The 17,127-nt window shown below is 51.0% G+C and carries 14 protein-coding genes; 8 read left to right on the top strand and 6 right to left on the bottom strand.

Features of this window, described 5'->3' with window-relative positions; all coding sequences use genetic code 11:
- Positions 1-46 precede the first annotated feature (46 nt).
- From ACNQKP_RS01385 to ACNQKP_RS01355, 7 genes are all read left to right on the top strand, one after another.
- On the top strand, positions 47-1,345 hold the full coding sequence (locus ACNQKP_RS01385; RefSeq protein WP_417862339.1) for a hypothetical protein: 1,299 nt from the start codon (positions 47-49) through the stop codon (positions 1,343-1,345).
- 35 nt (positions 1,346-1,380) lie between these two features.
- Positions 1,381-2,466: an imelysin family protein gene (locus ACNQKP_RS01380; protein WP_417862338.1), complete on the top strand. Its 1,086-nt coding sequence runs from the start codon at positions 1,381-1,383 to the stop codon at positions 2,464-2,466.
- Between the two features lie 11 nt (positions 2,467-2,477).
- Complete coding sequence (locus ACNQKP_RS01375; protein WP_417862337.1) at positions 2,478-3,986, top strand: di-heme oxidoredictase family protein; 1,509 nt, start codon at positions 2,478-2,480, stop codon at positions 3,984-3,986.
- A 328-nt stretch (positions 3,987-4,314) separates the two neighbouring features.
- Positions 4,315-6,051 carry a chemotaxis protein CheA gene (locus ACNQKP_RS01370; protein ID WP_417862336.1) on the top strand — a complete coding sequence of 579 codons (1,737 nt, stop codon included), beginning with the start codon at positions 4,315-4,317 and terminating at the stop codon, positions 6,049-6,051.
- Entirely contained in the window at positions 6,048-6,812 is a 765-nt protein-coding gene (locus ACNQKP_RS01365; RefSeq protein ID WP_417862335.1) for a chemotaxis protein CheW, read from the top strand. Before ACNQKP_RS01370 ends, ACNQKP_RS01365 begins: the two co-directional genes overlap by 4 nt.
- Positions 6,812-8,368 (top strand): chemotaxis protein CheB, encoded by a 1,557-nt coding sequence (locus tag ACNQKP_RS01360; protein WP_417862334.1) that lies wholly within the window; start codon positions 6,812-6,814, stop codon positions 8,366-8,368. The genes ACNQKP_RS01365 and ACNQKP_RS01360 overlap by 1 nt, the downstream gene beginning before the upstream one ends.
- Positions 8,369-8,376: 8 nt before the next feature.
- The gene (locus ACNQKP_RS01355) at positions 8,377-9,762 is read left to right on the top strand and encodes an aldehyde dehydrogenase family protein (RefSeq protein WP_417862332.1); all 1,386 of its coding nucleotides are present in this window, start codon (positions 8,377-8,379) and stop codon (positions 9,760-9,762) included.
- 44 nt (positions 9,763-9,806) lie between these two features.
- On the opposite strand, the gene ACNQKP_RS01350 is transcribed toward ACNQKP_RS01355, so the two are convergent.
- Complete coding sequence (locus ACNQKP_RS01350; RefSeq protein ID WP_417862331.1) at positions 9,807-10,013, bottom strand: hypothetical protein; 207 nt, start codon at positions 10,011-10,013, stop codon at positions 9,807-9,809.
- 190 nt (positions 10,014-10,203) lie between these two features.
- Here ACNQKP_RS01350 and ACNQKP_RS01345 point away from each other — a divergent pair, with 190 nt between their 5' ends.
- Positions 10,204-11,139, top strand: a complete 936-nt coding sequence (locus tag ACNQKP_RS01345) for a hypothetical protein (protein WP_417862330.1) — start codon at positions 10,204-10,206, stop codon at positions 11,137-11,139.
- On the opposite strand, the gene ACNQKP_RS01340 is transcribed toward ACNQKP_RS01345, so the two are convergent.
- The 5 genes from ACNQKP_RS01340 to ACNQKP_RS01320 form a co-directional block, all read right to left on the bottom strand.
- Positions 11,136-13,136, bottom strand: coding sequence for a response regulator (locus ACNQKP_RS01340; RefSeq protein ID WP_417862329.1), 2,001 nt, complete (start codon positions 13,134-13,136; stop codon positions 11,136-11,138). The genes ACNQKP_RS01345 and ACNQKP_RS01340 overlap by 4 nt on opposite strands.
- A 123-nt stretch (positions 13,137-13,259) precedes the next feature.
- On the bottom strand, positions 13,260-14,351 hold the full coding sequence (locus ACNQKP_RS01335) for a D-alanine--D-alanine ligase family protein (RefSeq protein WP_417862328.1): 1,092 nt from the start codon (positions 14,349-14,351) through the stop codon (positions 13,260-13,262).
- Positions 14,352-14,414: 63 nt separating this feature from the next.
- Positions 14,415-15,068 (bottom strand): isoprenoid biosynthesis glyoxalase ElbB, encoded by a 654-nt coding sequence (elbB, locus tag ACNQKP_RS01330; protein ID WP_417862326.1) that lies wholly within the window; start codon positions 15,066-15,068, stop codon positions 14,415-14,417.
- Between the two features lie 66 nt (positions 15,069-15,134).
- Positions 15,135-16,004, bottom strand: coding sequence for a hypothetical protein (locus ACNQKP_RS01325; RefSeq protein WP_417862324.1), 870 nt, complete (start codon positions 16,002-16,004; stop codon positions 15,135-15,137).
- A complete protein-coding gene (locus tag ACNQKP_RS01320; RefSeq protein ID WP_417862321.1) occupies positions 16,001-17,092 on the bottom strand; it encodes a GNAT family N-acetyltransferase in 1,092 nt (363 codons plus the stop codon). Before ACNQKP_RS01320 ends, ACNQKP_RS01325 begins: the two co-directional genes overlap by 4 nt.
- Positions 17,093-17,127 lie beyond the last annotated feature (35 nt).

The following is a 17,127-nucleotide window of genomic DNA, read 5'->3' as shown; positions in this document are numbered from 1 at the left end:
TTCCAGGGGCGGGCCTACAAACGGGCCTCACTGGAGAACTAGATAAATGAAATGGGCCCTTGCACTTATTTTTGCCATGTCTTCTGCTGCCCAGGCGCAGGAGCAAACCACTACAACAACCACCACTAACGCGGAAGTGGCTCCGGCAGTCACTCAAGTCGCCACTGTGACAGAAGTTAAGAAGGAATTCCCACAGTTCGAGTTCACATCTTATGGCTACATCTCTTTCACTCAGGGCGAGACTTTCAAAACCGTTCAGAATCTTGAGCCTATCGTTCGTCGTTCCATGGATCTGGCGGAGTTCGCCTTTGAAGGTGAGTACAAACTGACTGACAGCTCCAAAATTGAGTTCGAAGTTGAAATTGAACACGGTGGTGTCGGTACGACCATCGAATTCGACCCATTTGAAGAGTTCGGTGAATTTGAACAGGAAATCGAAAAGGGTGGGGAAATTGTTCTTCACGAAATCTACTATAAAAAGGATTTCAAAAGGACCGACACGTCGGTGCGTTTCGGTAAGTTCCCTTTGTTCATCTCTTTGGGCTCTGTGCTGACCAAGCCGCACAAGTACCCAACCATTCTGGCGTCCGATCTTGAAGGCCGTATGATTCCACTGGGCTGGACTGAAACCGGCGCGGGCATTGAGCAAAAATACAAAGGCTTCACCGGCCGCGTGTCTTTGGTGAGCGGTTTGAATTCAGAGTTCTTCCGTACCTACTCCTGGGTGGGCGGCGGTTATCAGCGCCACTTTGAAAGTATGAACGCCGACAATCTGGCGACGTTATTCAGTCTTGAATTCGGCTCCGTCTCCAAAGGTGCGGGCATCGCGGTTTCCCAGTACTCTGGTGACACCACGGACAACCGCTACAAAGTCGACAAACTGAAAGTTCCTGCTGTAGTCCGCATCACATCCGTGATGGGCAACTACAAATGGAAAGGTCTTGGTATCGCAGCGGAGTACATCGAGGGTTCTCTGGACAATTCAGACAAAGTATCCGCAGCCAACGCCACCTTGGGTGGTCTGGCGAAACCAAAGGCGTTTGCGCCACTGGGTCACAAAGCCCGTCTGGAATCCGTGCAGCTTTCCTATGACTGGGAAACTCCGGGTCTGGTGTTCTTCCTGAAAGCCGAACACGTGAACACCTTTGCAGATGTTCAGGGCAGCATCGTTAAAAATCCGCGTTACGATGTCAGCCGCCGGTCGGGTGGTTTCATGTGGATGTGGGACACGGCGGCCTTCATGAAGGTACAGTATGCCCGCGACAAAACCGAATTGGAAGGTTTGCCTGAGACCTACCAGGCCAACGTGGCCTTCGGTTTCGATCTGTCCGCCTTTGAAAAGTAATTTAAATTTTTTATTAACAACCAAGGAGACTTAAAATGAAAGCTCTTAAAATGATGTTGGCAGCAGTGGCGTTCGCCGGTGCGACGGCTCAAGCTGCAACCAACAAAGAAATTATCAATCACGTTTCTTACAATGTGATTCTTGCGACTTACAACGACCTGGCGGTTAAAACTGCGGAATTGTCTGCAGCCGTTGACGCTTTGGCAGCCAACACCAATCAGGAAAATCTGGATAAAGCTCAAGCCGCTTGGCGTGCAGCTCGTATCCCTTGGGAAAGCTCTGAGTCTTTCCTGTTCGGTCCGGTGGACTCTTTGGGTATCGATCCTTTGTTGGACACTTGGCCTTTGAACAAGTTGGACCTGGACTCTGTTATGTCCTCCAACCGCAAGATCACAGTTGATCTGGTTCGCGCACTGGGTACCAACCTTCAGGGTTTCCACACTTTGGAATATCTGTTGTTCGGTGACGGCAAAGTTTCCAACACAAAACCGGCAGCTTCTTTGACTGCAAAACAACTTGAGTACTTGAAAGCAAGTGCACAACTTTTGGCAGAGCACACGGCGGAACTGGCGCACGCTTGGACGACGAACTATGATCCGGAAAACCCAGCGGCTCCAGGTTATGTAAAAGTGATCAGCACTCCGGGTTTGAACAATGAATTCTACTCTTCTGAAAGAGCCGTCATGGAAGAATTCGTTCAGGGCATGATGGGTATCGTTGACGAAGTTGCCAACGGTAAAATGTCTGACCCAATGGGCGCTGACATCGGTTCTGCGAACATGGCGCTGGTTGAATCTCCATTTGCCTGGAATTCTTTGAAAGACTTCCAGCACAACATCCGTTCCGTTTACAGCATCTACACTGGCCACTACAAAAACAACAAAGGCCCGGGCGTAAAAGCTTTGGTTGAAAAAGTGGATGCGTCTTTGGCGGCTCGTGTTGAAGCTGACATCCTGAACTGCATCGCTTTGATCGAAGCGATCCGTCCAGCAGGTGGTGGTGACTTCGGTCAGGCGATCTTGACTAAAGAAGGCCGCGCCCGCACGCAGGCGGCAATTGATGCTCTGAATGCACTTCACGCAACACTGGAGTCTGAAGTTCTTCCGACTCTGGACATGTAATCGGGAAATATATGAAGGCTTGGATTGTACTGACTGTTTTGAATTTGATGGCAGGGGTGGCGACAGCTGCTCCTCAAATTGACATGGACTATGTTCATGCGGAGAAATCCGGTGGCGAGACCACAGTGTTTTTCAAAGGCCAGTCCATCTGGGCCTTCCGTAACCCGGCTGCAAATTTGTCTGAAGAAGAGATCGCTCGTCACCTGACGGGGGATGCTCTTTTTGAGAGAAATTTCTCTGATGATCCGAACCGCTTTGAATACGGTCTGGGTCCGGTCCACAACAACACCAGCTGTAATGCCTGCCACGCCAAAGATGGCCGCGGGGCTTTGCCGGTAGTCCCCTTCAATAAAGAGTGGGTGCCTTTGCGCCAGAATGAAGCGGTCTTCCTGCGTATCAGCATCGAAGACGGCGTGAAGAAGCCAAAAACAAAAGAAAATAAATTTGGTGCTCCAGTGCCGGTTCCGGGTTTCTCGGATCAATTGTTCCACCTGGGTTCTTTGGGGGTTCGTGAGGATCTGCCGGGGACAGGTCAGGCGCAAGTCTGGATGAAATATGAAAAGACCCAGTTCACCTATCCTGATGGGGAAGTGGTTGAATTGCGCAAGCCGGTGTTCAAAGTCACTGGCGCGTATGACGAATACTTCGACTCTGTGACTGGTGAAATGAAAAGCCGTCTTTATGAAAAAGACGTTCGCATGGGTGCGCGTATCGGGACTCCGATGATTGGTCTCGGTTTGCTTGAGGCGATCAAAGAATCCGATATTCTGGCATTGGCCCAGCGTGATCTTTCTGCGGAAGGTGTTTCTGGAAAAGCCAACTGGGTGTTTGATATCGAAAAAAGCATGGCGGGTGATCCGTACCCGGTTTCCATGGGCCGGTTCGGCTTGAAGAACAACACTCCATCCGTATTGCACCAGTCTTTGGGGGCTTTGCGGGGTGATATCGGCGTGACGAACTATGCCTTCCCGGATGAAAGCATTGCGGGAACTCCTTTGTATGAAGCTTACAGAAGCGGACGTGAACCTCACGCCGGTGTGGAAGCGACTGATCAGGTTGCCAACGATATAGTATTTTATTCTCAGACCCTGGCTGTGCCGGCTCGTCGAGGGGTGACGGAAGCCGAAGTGATCCGCGGTGCGGGGATCTTCCATCAGGTCAGCTGCACAACTTGCCATCAGCCAAGCTTTACGACTGGCGATCATCCGATCAAAGCGTTTGCCAATCAGAAGATCTATCCCTACACCGACATGCTTTTGCATGACATGGGGGATGGTCTGGCTGACGGTCGCCAGGATTTCGATGCTGACGGACGCGAATGGAAGACTCGTCCTCTTTGGGGTATGGGGCACACGCAAACCATCAATCCGCGTGCGGGATTCCTGCATGACGGTCGTGCACGTAATCTGGAAGAAGCGATCTTGTGGCATGGTGGTGAGGCTGAATACTCCAAAAACAAATTTGCACGACTTCCCAAAGCGGATCGTTCCGCTTTGATTCAGTTCATCAAGTCTTTGTAATGACTTGATTCAGTCTGAACTGATTGCGTGAAAACTGGACCTCAGATTTGTGGCAAAACACAGTTCGAACATAGTATCATCTAATCTAAGCTTCTATTGGGGCTGGTAAGGAGGTGATGCTTATGGTTAAAAACGTAGACATAACCAAGGCGGAGGTGACGTCCTCTTAGGACGCCTAGACCTTCGCCGAGGGTTCGAAAGAATCATAAACCTAAGAGCGCCCGTAAGGTCGCTCTTCTTATTTGTACCACTTGTAATTCAAATCTAGCCTAAATAAACCGCCGTCCGTTCTAACTTAAATCCCTGAAATACCGATAAATTCCCTAATATGTCGGACGAAAACAAACCCCAGGACAGCCAAGAGGTGGATCTTTCTGCCTTTATCGACTTTGAACAGGTCGAAGAGGTGTCCCGTGCGTTTTTCGAAGAGTCCAAGGAAATTCTGGAAGACCTCGACACTCTGATCTTGAAGCTGGAAAACAATCCGGAAGATCAGGATCAGGTGAATGTGCTTTTCCGGAAAATTCACACGATCAAAGGCAGTGTTGGCGCTGTTCCCGGCGGTCAGCTGCTGGGCTCCCTGTCACATGAATTCGAAGCGCTGCTTACCCGAATCAAACGCGAATCCCGTCCGGTCACCAAAGCCTGCATCGATCTGTTCCTGAAAAGTTCACGCATCCTGAAAGTTCTGGCGCAAAGCCTGCGCGACAAGCGTGAAGTTTATCCGGAAGAGCTCAGTGAAGCCATTGAGGTTATTTCTGCCTACGGAGTCTTTGATTTCGGGGATGAGTCCGCCGTTCGCAGTCCGCGCCCTCAAGTGGGTCGTGCTGTATCCGCTGCCGATGACGAAGGTGTGTGGCTGTCGGTAAAACAACTGAATGAATTTCTGCGCTTGTCCGGTGAACTTCTGGTGTTGAAAAACTTCTTCCAGATGATGAATCAGACCGTGAACTTCCGCATACAGCCGGAGGTCTTTGAGCGTCGTCAAAATGAATTTGCTCAGAATCTGGGTAAAATCAGCGATCAGTTCCAAAGCCAGGTGCAAAGTGTGCGCAAGGAAAAGGCCAGTGACAGTCTGTCCGGACTGCCGTTGCTGGTGCGTCAGGCTTCGACTGAACTCAACAAAAGTGTTCATTTGGAATTTACCGGCTCAGATCTTCTGATCGACAAGGGTCTCGGTAAGGATCTGTATGAATGCCTGGTGCATCTGGTGCGGAACTCCATCGATCACGGGATCGAGGATCAATTTGAACGAGCCGTGCAGGGGAAACCCACTATTGGTTTGTTAAACCTGGATGTACATGAAAAAAACGGTGCCGTTCATGTGGTCTTTAAAGATGACGGAAAAGGCCTGGATCGCGAGCGCATTCTTCAGAGAGCGGTTAGAAATGCTCTGGTGACAGAAGATGATGCCAAAGCTTTGAGTGATGAACAGATTTACAAATTCATCTTCAGCGCCGGTTTCTCGACCAAAGAAAAAGTCACTACGATTTCAGGTCGCGGTGTCGGGATGGATATTGTTCTTTCCACGGTGGAAAGATACAAAGGCCGTATTCATATCGAAAACAACCCGGGGGCCGGGGCGACATTCCATCTGGAAATACCAATTCCTCAGCACATCATGGTGGAAAGCGCCTTGCTATGTGCGTGGAACTCTTACCAGTTGGCGGTGCCTTTGACATCCGTGGCCCACATCACATCCTGTGACGAATTGCAGATCACCACTGTGGATCATCTGCGCTATTGCCAGTTCAGTGGAATGACTGTGCCTATTTTGAACTATCACGAGATCCTGAACCTGCGCACGTCCATTCCGGAAGAGGCGGTTCGCAGGTCTTCTGCTGTGTTTATCCGCCTGAAAGAGGCTGTGTTTGCCCTTCTCGTGGATCGTATCGAGGCCCAGACGGATCTGGTCGTGAAATCCTTTGGCCCCATGATCGGTGAACAAAAAGGCTTCAAAGGCATTTCCATCCTGGCGGATGAAAAAGTGACTTACATTGTGGATCCGGAAAGAATGATGGCTTTGATGATGTATGAACAGAAGGTGCACGAGGAGGCCGCATGAGTGATTTCTTCGGTGATGACTTTACAGCGGAACTCAAGGCCTATTTCCTGGACAGCGTGATCAGGGAGATCGACAAATTCATCGATCTGACTGATGAAAAGTTGTGGCGCCGTATCTTGTCTGAGGTGAGCGAACAAACGCGCGCCTGGGCCGTGGACGCCAAGACCAATGAGTTTTTATATCTGGCTGCATGGCTGGAAGGTTTTGATGAAAAGAGCCGCAACCTGGAAGGGGCTGCGGAGTTGATCAAAGCTTTGAAAACTCTGAAAGGCTATATTGAGGCTCTGGGAGTTGATAAGACCGACACCGCTGATCTGGCGACGCGTTTTGCACTGAATGCGCAAAACCTGCGTGAAATTCTGCTTCTGCACTGCCGTTCGGGGGCGCAGGAGTTTGCGGTGCCGATTTTAAGTGTGATCGAAATCAGCGGCAAGCTGCCGTTGTTTGATCTGCCTGAAAGAAAAGAGGGGCTTTTGGGGGTGATTCCATTCCGCGGTGAGGCCGTGCCGGTGGTGAACCTTCAGGATCATGGCTTTGCCCGAATGGATGCTGATAATTTCTTCTATGTGATTTGTGAAGAACAGGGGGTTCGCTTCTGTCTGCAGGTTACGGACACCGAGGATATGATCAGTGTTAAAGAAGCCGATCTGCAAAATTTTGAAAACCAATCCACTATGATGTCTGCGAACTTTGTGCACCAGTTTTTCATCAAAGACCGCCGCAGTATTATGGTTCTGGATCTAGAAAAACTGGTGGCTTGATGAACACTCACTATCTGTTTCCCGGTAAACTTGCGGCCTTTAAAGAAGAGACCGTGATTTCCACTTTGTTGGGTTCCTGCGTGGCGGTGGCTTTGCATGATCCCACGACCCGTATTGGTGGCTTGAATCACTATCTGCTGGCCGACGGCATGCCCGATGAACGCGAAAACACCCGCTATGGTGCCCACGCTATTCCCTTGCTGATTGAAGAGTGTGTGCGTCTGGGGGCCAATCGAGGCCGCCTGCAGGCGAAGATTTATGGTGGCGGCAATGTCATCAGCGTTTCCCAGATCGGGGAAGGTATCGGCAAGCGCAATATCGAATTTGCGGAAAAGATGCTGCGTGATTGTGGTATTCCTGTTGTGGAAAGAAATGTTGCCGGTGAATCCGCGCGCACGATCAAAATGAACACCGCGACTTTCGATGTTATTCACAATTCTTCCGGTGGCAGTGTTGATAAACCTGTGGATGTCTCTGGCTTCAGACCCTTGGCAGTGGCCAAAAGCGTGAAGGTGCTGGTGGTCGATGACTCGGCAACTGTGAGAACTTTATTTACAAATATCTTCACGAAAAGCGGACTTGAAGTTGTCGGCTCTGCTGCCGATGCCTATCAGGCCCGTGAAATGATTTTAAGCAAAAAACCCGACGTGCTGACTTTGGATATCGAGATGCCGAAAATGTCCGGCGTGATGTTCCTGGAAAAGCTGATGAAGCATCACCCAATCCCGGTGGTGATGGTCTCTTCACTGGCCAGTACCGGGGAAGCCGCCATGAAATCCCTGGAGCTTGGTGCGGTCGAATTTGTGCACAAGCCTTCGCAATTTGATCCGGCAGTTCTGAAGGATCTGGCGGGCATGCTGGTGGACAAAGTCCGCGCAGCGGCGTCGGTGAATATTCTAAAAAAGCTGAAAGAGACTCCGGCGCCTCAGGAAATCAAGACCACAACCTTTGCGACTCCGACCCGTCGTCGTGCGGCCGAGTTGAAAGTGGTGGTGCTGGGTGGAAATGCCGGCAGCGCGGATGCGCTGGAAAAGTTTGTCAAAGGCCTGGCGGCCGACACGCCTCCAGTGGTGGTGGCGTGCAGTACGGTGGCGAACTTTGTGACGGCTTTCATCAGTAAGTTGAAAGTCGGCTCCAAAGTCACACCGGTGGTGGGTAAAGACGGTGATTTCCTCAGAATGGGTCATGTTTACTTTATCCCGGCTGAACATCACGGAAAAATTGTGACCGGTCCTCAGGGCCCGGTACTGAGTCTTTCAAAAGGGGCTCCCGTGGCGTCACAATTACCGTCAGCGAATGTGCTTTTCAACTCTGCGGCGCAGTCTTACGCACAAGGTGTGTATGCTTTGCTTTTGGGTGGATTCGGCACAGACGGCGTTGATGGCCTGGTGGAAGTGCAAAAACGCGGTGGTGCCAGCGTGGTGCAGCACCCGGAAGAAGCTCAATTTCCCTATGCTCCACAAAAAGCGATTGAACTGGGAGTGGCGGATGAGATACTTAAAGCCGACATGTTGGCGCATCACCTGATGCAGTATCGAAACCAAAACTTATACTAGGATCTTCGTTGGAACTGCAAAACTTTATCGGAGGGGCGTTTGTCCCTTCCGACAGTCAGAAAACCTTCGCAAAAATTTCTCCTTTTGATGGCACGGAACTGGCGCGCGTGACGGCGTCGGATGCCATGGATGTGATCAAAGCCATCCAGTCCGCTAAAAAAGCTGCACCGGTGATGAAGGAACTTCCGTTGTCTGACCGTGCTTCTTTTTTGCTGAAGCTGGCCTCAGCGCTGGAAGAAAAATCCTCTGAGTATGCCTATCAGGAAGCTCTTCATCAGGGCCTGCCACAAAGTTTTGTTCTGCAGCACAGTCTGCTTCCGGCTATCAAAATTCTTAAAGACGTGGCGGCAAGTCTGAATCAGCCTTTGCCAGCTCAGGTGTTGCCTCAGCCCGTGGGGCTTGTGGGTATCATCACGTCGTGGAATCTGTCTTTGCTTTTGGTGATCGAGCGCATGGCCCCTGCTTTGGCGGCGGGGAATGTATGTGTGGTGAAGATCTCGGAACTATCACCGATCACAGCGCAAATTCTGGGCGAAGCTTTGCAGAAAGCAGAAGTCCCGGCGGGTGCGGTGGCGTTGCTTCAAGGTGATGCGGAAGTCGGCAAGATCGTGGCGGGTCACCCCAGCATTCATGCGGTGACAGCTGTAGGGAAGACCTCAACCATGGAACAAATTGCCAAAGCAGGTCTTTCGCAGTTTAAGAAACTTCAACTGGCTGGCAGTGTGAAGAACTCTTCCGTGGTGTTGGCAGGAACTGACTATCAGTCACAGATGGCCGATATTATGAATTCTTTCCTGCTGGGTCAGGGCCAACTTTGCTGGAACAGTTCTCGTTTGTTCCTTCTGGAATCCATGTCGGCTGAGTTTATCGAGGCGATGAAGGCTTATCTTGATAAGCTGGAACCTTTGATGGACCCGAAAGGCCAATCCCCATGGACGCCTCTGATCACGTCCGCCCGTCGCGAAGAACTGCAGAAGAAAGTTCAGGAAGGCAAAGTCGAACACGGCAAAGTTCTTTCCGGTGGCGACAACGGTCCGGGCACAGGTTTTCACATGAAGCCGGTGATGATGCTGGATCTGCCGAACTGTTCGGTGCTGCAGCAGGATGAGTTGCAGGGGCCATTGTTCCTGATGACTCCGGTCAAATATCAACATGAAATTCTAAAATGGGCGAACACGTCTTACCTGGCTCAGTCCGCGGTGGTCTGGGGTCCTCAGGAAAAACTGGGTAAGGTGGTTTCGCAATTGGATTGCGCACAAGTGTGGCTGAATCAATGGCAGCCCAATTCCGAAAGCAATGTCTTTGGATTCAAACAATCCAGCTTCGGAAATCCGGACAGGGCCTGGTCAGGCACCTTCTATTCGGATGTTAAGATCTTGACGGGGACACTGTAACGTCAAAGAGGTGACGAAATCCCCGTCGAAAAGTTGACCGGACCCTAGTTCAGAACGTGGGTGCGGTTGCGGGTTTTGACTTCGCAATGAGGGCAAAAAGCCTCTTCCTTCACTTCAGAAACTTCCCGGTCGGCAATGTGTTTTAGCTCCAGGACAGTGCCGCAAAGTATGCAATTGTTTTGGGAAATGATGAACTCACGGTGTTGTGGAGAGTCCGCTTTTTCAAAGTAGTTGATCTTGTTGTAATTCATGCGCCTCAAATCCTTGGCAGTTCATCGTCATCCTGACGAAGTCTCTTTCCCAGAGCATCTCTGTGCCACTGCAAAACCCGTTCACAGGCCAAGGTCCGGAATCCGACTGCGGTAATCCGCTATACTCAATCGGCCCCGGGGCGGAACTTGTAAGGACCCAAGCGATGTTCAACTTTTGAAAGGAATTAATATGAAATACGGAATGCTTGGATTTTTGGTGGCGGGCCTGACATTAACAACTGGATGCGTGGAGGTGAGGGACAAAGACGACTCAGCCCCTGTAAAACCCATGGTTCAGGTCAATAAGGTCAGTCGCATGGTGGTGGATGGTGAGATGTACCTGTTTAACGGTGCATTTTTGAACAGGGTCGAACTGGAGCTGGAGCTGCGCAAAGCCCCTAAAATCTGGCCTGTGGAGGAACTGGAATTTCACTATAAGGAGGTTATTCTGAAAAAGAACGCCGTCCTATACACCATGGGTCACCGCGTGCGCCTGCATATCGATCGCCTGGAATCCGACGGTGCAAGAATTCAAACCCTGCCCACAGAATTCAAAGCTGGTGTTGGTCAGTCCGGACGCCATGGCGGACATATTCTGTTGGATGTGGGAACGGCTAAAGGCTCTTTGCGAATTCAAATGCTGGGGCAGGACGGCGCAGCTGGGAGCGCCGGAGCCGCGCCAGATGAATCCATGCGAGGACTTGCTGGAGAAAACGGTAAATTCGCCCTGTGCGCGAAATCTGGCGAGGATTTCGAACTGGCCAGTGGAAAAGACGGCGGCAGAGGTCGTACAGGCAAATCCGGCAGCAATGGTTCGCCGGGTGGCGACAGTGGCACTCTGGAAGTGGTGATACAGTCTGGGAAAGAATTTCAGTTGGATCACTATCGCAATCCCGGCATGGGCGGCGCAGGAGGCTCCGGAGCTAAAGGTGGGCCGGGCGGTTATGGCGGGAAAGCGATGGGGATGGTGAAAGGATCGGACGGAACGTTCCTTCTTTGTCCATACAAAGCTTTGGACGGAAACCAAGGACCGGAAGGTCATGCTGGCGTTAATGGTCAGCCAGGCCCCCCGGGGGCTTTGCAGTCTGTCTGCATCACCCGTCAGAAGATCATCGAATGTATCTAAGTGGTTTCCATCGAATAAGTCAAAATCGTATGAATCAGTGATTCCACCTGCACGGGCTTTGTCAGATAGTCCGTGCAGCCAGCTTCAAGGCAGCGGTCGCGATCATCTTTCATCGCGTGCGCCGTCAGGGCGATAATCGGTTTGGTATAACCGGCCTGACGCAATTTGCGGGTGGCTGTGTAGCCATCCATCACGGGCATTTGAATATCCATCAGGATGATATCAAATTCCTTCTCCAGCGCTTTGGTCAGGCCTTCCTGCCCGTTTGTCGCCAATGTCAGATTAGCACCTCGTTTGGCCAGCATTCGCTGAATCAAAAGGCGGTTGTCTTCAACGTCATCGACCAAAAGAATGGAAGTGGATGAAAGCTGTTCGCCCAGATGAACTTCTTTGGCAGGAGCAGGGGCGATTTTCGCCGTGTGGATTTTCGGGATATCCAGAGCGATTCGAACAATGAAAGTGCAGCCCTTGCCTGGTTCAGAGTCTTCCAGAACAACGTCACCACCCATCATCTGCGCCAGGCGGCGGGACAGAACCAGCCCCAGGCCGGTGCCTTCATATTTGCGCGAAACCGAGTTGTCGATCTGCGAGAAGGCCTGGAATAGATTCGATCTTTGCGAAGATGAAATCCCAACACCGGTGTCTTTGATGGTGAACAGCAGGTTGTTGCCGGAGATTTCATAGGTCATGCGCACATACCCTTGATCGGTGAACTTGATGGCGTTCCCGATGATGTTGGTCAGGATCTGGCGCAGACGCAAAGGATCCGTCCGGATCATGTCGGGCACAATGCCGCGGCGGTTGAACTCGACATGCACGGGTTTGTCGCCCACACGAGCCACCATCAGGATGTGCAGGTCCTCCAGCAGTGAATTCAGATTCACCGGATTGCTTTGCATTTCCAAGTGACCCGCTTCCACTTTGGAAAGATCCAGAATGTCATTGATGATGCGGGTCAGATGTTCGCCCGTGCGGTGGATAATGTTCACGTACTGCAGGCGTTCACTTTCATCCAGATTCGATTCTTTCAGCAAATCCGAAAAGCCAATGATCGCCGCTAAAGGTGTGCGTATCTCGTGGGACATGTTGGCCAGGAACAAACTTTTCAGCTGACTTGCTTGTTCCGCCTGCTGTCGTTCACCGATACTGCTGCTTAGATGGTGGGCCATTAAGTTAATCGACTCAGCCAGCTGCCCCAGTTCATCGCCCGAGCGAACCGGCACGTGAACATCAAAGCGACCCTCGCCCACTTCGTGTGCGGCTGTGTTCAGTTCGGAAAGACCTTTGGAAAGATTGCGGCTGAAGCTGATCGTCAGGAACAGGCCGGTGCCTTCGACAATCAGCACGGCAAAGATCAGCGTGACCATCAGCATGTTTTCCAGCCAGCGCGAACCTTCACCCAGAGTGTAAGAAAACGACGCTTCCAGAACGGTCAGGCGGTCATTCAGATCATCGACACTGTTCAGGGCTTTGAAGATTTCTGATTCGGGCGCATTTTTTTGAATCAGCATGTGCAGGTTTTCACCCATGACAATCAGCTCTTGAGTCATCTGGTCACCTTCGCGCCAGATCTCAAGGGCCTTTTTCACGTGTTTGAAATTATGAAATCTCAGCACCAGTGAAATCACACCGGGAATATCATCCGGATGAACTTTTCCTTCCAGCAGACCTTCTTTGGCTTTTGCTGTGTCCGGTGGAGCTTCCTCCAAAGCACTGCGTGCTTTGCTGTCACCCAAAGGCACACGCACGTTTTCCTGGAAGGTGGTGTAAAACTGCGGATCACGGGTGCGGGCATACTTGTGCAAAGTGATGACGGCGTCTTTTTGCCCCTTTGACCACATGCTTTCCCCGGCAACGAATGCGCGCACCGAAGAAAGAGAATTCATGGCAAAATAAAGCGTGAAAAGCTCCAGGGCAATAAGCAGTGCCATGACGCCGATAACGATATACAGCTTATTTGCGACCGAAAGATATTTCCAGAAACGTCTGATGCCCATGATAGTAGTGTATCGACTAAATGGACGACTAAATAAACAAAAATAATTTTTAACGGCGCTTCAGGACATAGGAAGGAAGACCCTGAAAACTTTCAGGGTCTTTAATGCGATTATTGCAGAAAGTTAATCTAAGTAGCTGGTCTTGAGGCTTTGCTCGCTTTCAAACTTTTCAAAGCCCAATTGAATCAGTTGAGTGATCAATTCCTTGTAGTTCAGGCCCGAGGCCTCCCACATTTTAGGATACATTGAAATCTTGGTAAAACCAGGAATGGTGTTGATTTCGTTGATGTACAACTCTCCGTTGGGACGAATAAAGAAGTCCACACGGGTCAACCCATCGCAACCCATGGCCTGATATGTTTGCTCGGCCATCTTTTGCACGGCTTTGGTGGTCTCTGGTGACAGCTCTGCCGGAATTTTCAGAAGGGCGCCGTTGTCATCGATGTATTTGGCTTCATAGGAATAGAATTCGTGCTGCGGGATCACCTCGCCCGGCAAAGAGGCTTTGGGAGCGTGGTTGTGGCCCATCACGGAGCACTCCACTTCGCGGCCCTGGATGAATTCTTCGGCCAGCACCTTGGTATCAAACTGGAAAGCATCTTTCAGCTTCACGACAAAGTCTTCAGCCGTTTTGATTTTATGAACGCCGACAGAAGATCCGGCATTGGCCGGTTTGATAAAGAACGGGGAGCCCAGTTCCTTTACGATTTCGTTGTAATCGTTTTTCTGATGCGGAGTCAGCAGCAGATAGCGGGCATTGGGAATTTTCGCCACGGCCAAAAGACGCTTCATGATCTCTTTGTCCATGCCCGCCGCTGAAGACCACACGCCGCAACCCACAAACGGAAGCTGAACCATCTTAAACAGTCCCTGAATCGTTCCATCTTCACCCATGGTTCCGTGCAGAATAGGGAAGGCCACGTCGACCGCGGTCTTGGACTGATCTTTCAAAGAATAAAGAACCGGCTTACCTTGCAATGACATCAAAGCCACCGGCTCTGCCTTGGAAGGAAGGGCACTATCAACAATCTTGGTCGCTTCAGTGAAAACACCCATATCCGGGAAGCGATACCAGCTGCCTTCTTTGCTGATCCCAATCAAAACGGGCGTAAACTTGTCTTTATCCAAAGCATCCGCCACATTCTTAGCTGAACGCAAAGAAACTTCATGCTCCGCAGACTTGCCACCAAAAATCAAAGCCACAATTTTCTTCATACTCAAAATCCTCTAACGTCCTACGGCTTACGCCAATTTCTAATCTCTAATATCCAATATCTATCAAGCCCATTCCACGATTTCGTGGGCCAAGCCAAAGATGCCGGCAAAGACCTCATTCGGTTTTGCATCTCCGTACATGTAAGCCGGAGTTGTGACCACTTTGCTTTCGCGGTCGGTGATATAGTCATTCACCGGGCACTCTTCGTGAATGGCTCCGGTTTTTTCAATTTCCGCCGCCGTGGCTGCATCATCACCAATGGTCACCGTGACTTTCTTGTCGCCCAGAACTTTTGCCACCAGAACCGGAGCAATACAAAGGGCTCCGATAGGCTTGCTGGCCGAGTGGAATTCCAGAATCACCCGCTTTACATCCGGATTCACTTCACACTGGGCCCCTTTTTCTGCCCAGTTGCTCAGATTCTTCGCAGCACCATAGCCGCCGGGGAACACAACGGCATCGAAATCTTTGGCGTGAAGTTTGTCCAGGCTTTGAATGTGGCCGCGGGCGATGCGGGCTGCTTCAGCCAGCAGACTGCGTTTTTCGTTTTGGGTTTCGCCATTGATGTGATTGGTGATGGGAATCTGAATATCAGGTGCGAAGCAGTGAACTTCGGCACCAGCCTGGTGAAGGCCGATCAACAAACTGACGGATTCAGTGATTTCACTTCCGTCGCGGTGACCGCAGCCGGAAAGTACAACGGCAATTTTTTTCATAAAACCTCCACAGGAGGTTTTAGCCTACAAGATTCACCAGGTGTTGGCAACGAATCGCGGGGCGGACTAGGTGCCGCCCGGTTTATAATTTTTCAATCGAGTGCAGACAGTCACGAGAGCTTTTTGTGATCCGGCTTGCGCCAGCGCACGATAGCAGTAATCCGTCACGCGAGAGAAGAATGGCAGGTCCGGAGTAATGGAGATGCTGTAATTGACCTTCTGCTTCTCGGTGGCTTCGCCTTTTTTATAGTAAGCAGCCCAGTCAAATGAAACGGTTTTCACTTTCATGGTGCAGTTGGCAAGTCCGCCGCAGTTGGCCTGAGTTTTCATCAAATCCGGAGCCGGGCGCATTTCTTCCGTCACCTGCAGGTTGGAACACTTCACCTCGCAGCTGTCATAGCCAAGAGTTTCCGTGCAGATTTTCATCTGTTCGCTTGTCAGCTGGCAGGCATAAGCCAGGCCGATCAAACGCTCAAAGCCCAGAGACATTTGCAGGTCATCGGCTTTGGCGGATATTTCACCTTTCAATTTCGGAGCACGGGCGAAGACTTCCATCGCTGGTTCCGCTTTGGTGACCGAGCGGTGATCTTCCCGGGTGGACTGCTGGGTGTTGCCGTCAGAGGTCAAAGACTCGGTCTGGTACAGGTACGTGTACAACCAGTCATTGGCGCGCTCTTCTTTTTTGGAAATGGTAATGCCTTCCTGCAAAAGCATACGGTCTTCGCCAGTTTCAATTTTGCGGAAGGTCTGCTGCAGCAGGAAATCATTCGGAGTCATGGTCATCGGGTCCGCAGAACCCCAGGCTTCAGACAAAGAATCCTGAACCTGCGCCAAAGATGAAGGGTTTTCCTCCTCTTCCAGCTCCGGAGTTTTAATGCATGACACAGCGGTCGCTGCCAGAAGCAGAGGCAGCAGGGGTTTTAAAAATCGGTTCATATAGAGTCCCATCCCCAGATCCACAGATTCAGTGGCAGTATTTTTTCAAGTTTGTTCGCGGTTTCTTCTTTGAAGATTCCCAGGCCGCGGAAGTCCACCGGGCCAAACAGCAGGCGCACCATGTCTGTTTCGTTATTAATGGTGTAAAGATCCTGGCCCACCCCGAAAACAAAGTGGTTGGGATGTTTTTCCAGCACGATGTCGGCAATGCCTTCAGCGCGGAATGCACGTTTGATCTTGGCTGCCAGCTGGTCAAAGTTCACCAGTTTGATCATGCCCAGATAACCGTGATTCATCGTCACGTCCTTGGTTTGCAAAGCCTGAATCAGGTTGGTTGCATGACGTGGACAGATGATTGTGTAAGGCTGATCTTTTTGGGCGCGAATGAATGCAAACAGTGCCATCAGTTTGGAAACCGAGCCGCCCCATTCATGGATATAGCCACCCAGATCCGCACCTTTGCCTTCAATCGCATAAGCCGCCAGCTGACCGGTCGGTTCCCAGGCAGTGTATACTTTTGTTTGCGGGATTGAGAGGAACTTTCTGGTTTCTTCAATCGTGCGCACAGAGTTGACGGAATGAGCCGCATAAAGGCGGTAAATCGCATCCGGCGACACTTTGTTGTCGGTAGAGAAGCGCAGATTGATCGGCGGAACATCAAAGTTTTCCTCGATCACAAAGCTGACCTCAGATCCCGCAAGTTCAAAGCCCATGCGGCGGTAGAAATCAAACAGGTCCGTCCAAAGAATCGCGATGTCGCAGGATTGCTCGGTCGCGGACTTCAGGCAGTCGTTGATGATCTGCGTGCTGTAGCCCTGACCCTGGTGCTGATCGTCGGTAACAACAGAACCAATCGCGCCCACTTTAAAGATCACATGGGGGCTTTTAATGATAAGCGGTTTCATGACCGCGTGGGATAGTACGGAGCCCTCATCGGCGATGATACGCATATTATGCAAGTTGTTAGAGGAAAAGGCCGTTGGATATTCCGCAGCAATGGACCAAGCGGCATCATTGCGAAGCTTTTTGTTGAGGAAATCCAAAACCTGAGGAAGCTCAGCTTCCAGGGGGGAACGAGGTCCTTCCATGAACTCTCCTTATATCTACATAGAGCGCCCCAGAG

Source organism: Bdellovibrio bacteriovorus, from assembly GCF_048286975.1.
GTDB classification, from domain to species: Bacteria; Bdellovibrionota; Bdellovibrionia; order Bdellovibrionales; family Bdellovibrionaceae; genus Bdellovibrio; species Bdellovibrio bacteriovorus_H.
The sequence above is the reverse complement of the archived record's forward strand: the minus strand, read 5'-3'. Positions and strand labels throughout refer to the sequence as shown.

Excerpts from the sequence above, each read along its gene's own strand:
- ACNQKP_RS01385 (WP_417862339.1), top strand. The coding sequence starts at position 47 with ATGAAATGGGCCCTTGCACTTATTTTTGCCATGTCTTCTGCTGCCCAG.
- ACNQKP_RS01380 (WP_417862338.1), top strand. The coding sequence starts at position 1,381 with ATGAAAGCTCTTAAAATGATGTTGGCAGCAGTGGCGTTCGCCGGTGCG.
- ACNQKP_RS01375 (WP_417862337.1), top strand. The coding sequence starts at position 2,478 with ATGAAGGCTTGGATTGTACTGACTGTTTTGAATTTGATGGCAGGGGTG.
- ACNQKP_RS01370 (WP_417862336.1), top strand. The coding sequence starts at position 4,315 with ATGTCGGACGAAAACAAACCCCAGGACAGCCAAGAGGTGGATCTTTCT.
- ACNQKP_RS01365 (WP_417862335.1), top strand. The coding sequence starts at position 6,048 with ATGAGTGATTTCTTCGGTGATGACTTTACAGCGGAACTCAAGGCCTAT.
- ACNQKP_RS01360 (WP_417862334.1), top strand. The coding sequence starts at position 6,812 with ATGAACACTCACTATCTGTTTCCCGGTAAACTTGCGGCCTTTAAAGAA.
- ACNQKP_RS01350 (WP_417862331.1), bottom strand. The coding sequence starts at position 10,013 with ATGAATTACAACAAGATCAACTACTTTGAAAAAGCGGACTCTCCACAA.
- ACNQKP_RS01345 (WP_417862330.1), top strand. The coding sequence starts at position 10,204 with ATGAAATACGGAATGCTTGGATTTTTGGTGGCGGGCCTGACATTAACA.
- ACNQKP_RS01340 (WP_417862329.1), bottom strand. The coding sequence starts at position 13,136 with ATGGGCATCAGACGTTTCTGGAAATATCTTTCGGTCGCAAATAAGCTG.
- ACNQKP_RS01335 (WP_417862328.1), bottom strand. The coding sequence starts at position 14,351 with ATGAAGAAAATTGTGGCTTTGATTTTTGGTGGCAAGTCTGCGGAGCAT.
- elbB (WP_417862326.1), bottom strand. The coding sequence starts at position 15,068 with ATGAAAAAAATTGCCGTTGTACTTTCCGGCTGCGGTCACCGCGACGGA.
- ACNQKP_RS01325 (WP_417862324.1), bottom strand. The coding sequence starts at position 16,004 with ATGAACCGATTTTTAAAACCCCTGCTGCCTCTGCTTCTGGCAGCGACC.
- ACNQKP_RS01320 (WP_417862321.1), bottom strand. The coding sequence starts at position 17,092 with ATGGAAGGACCTCGTTCCCCCCTGGAAGCTGAGCTTCCTCAGGTTTTG.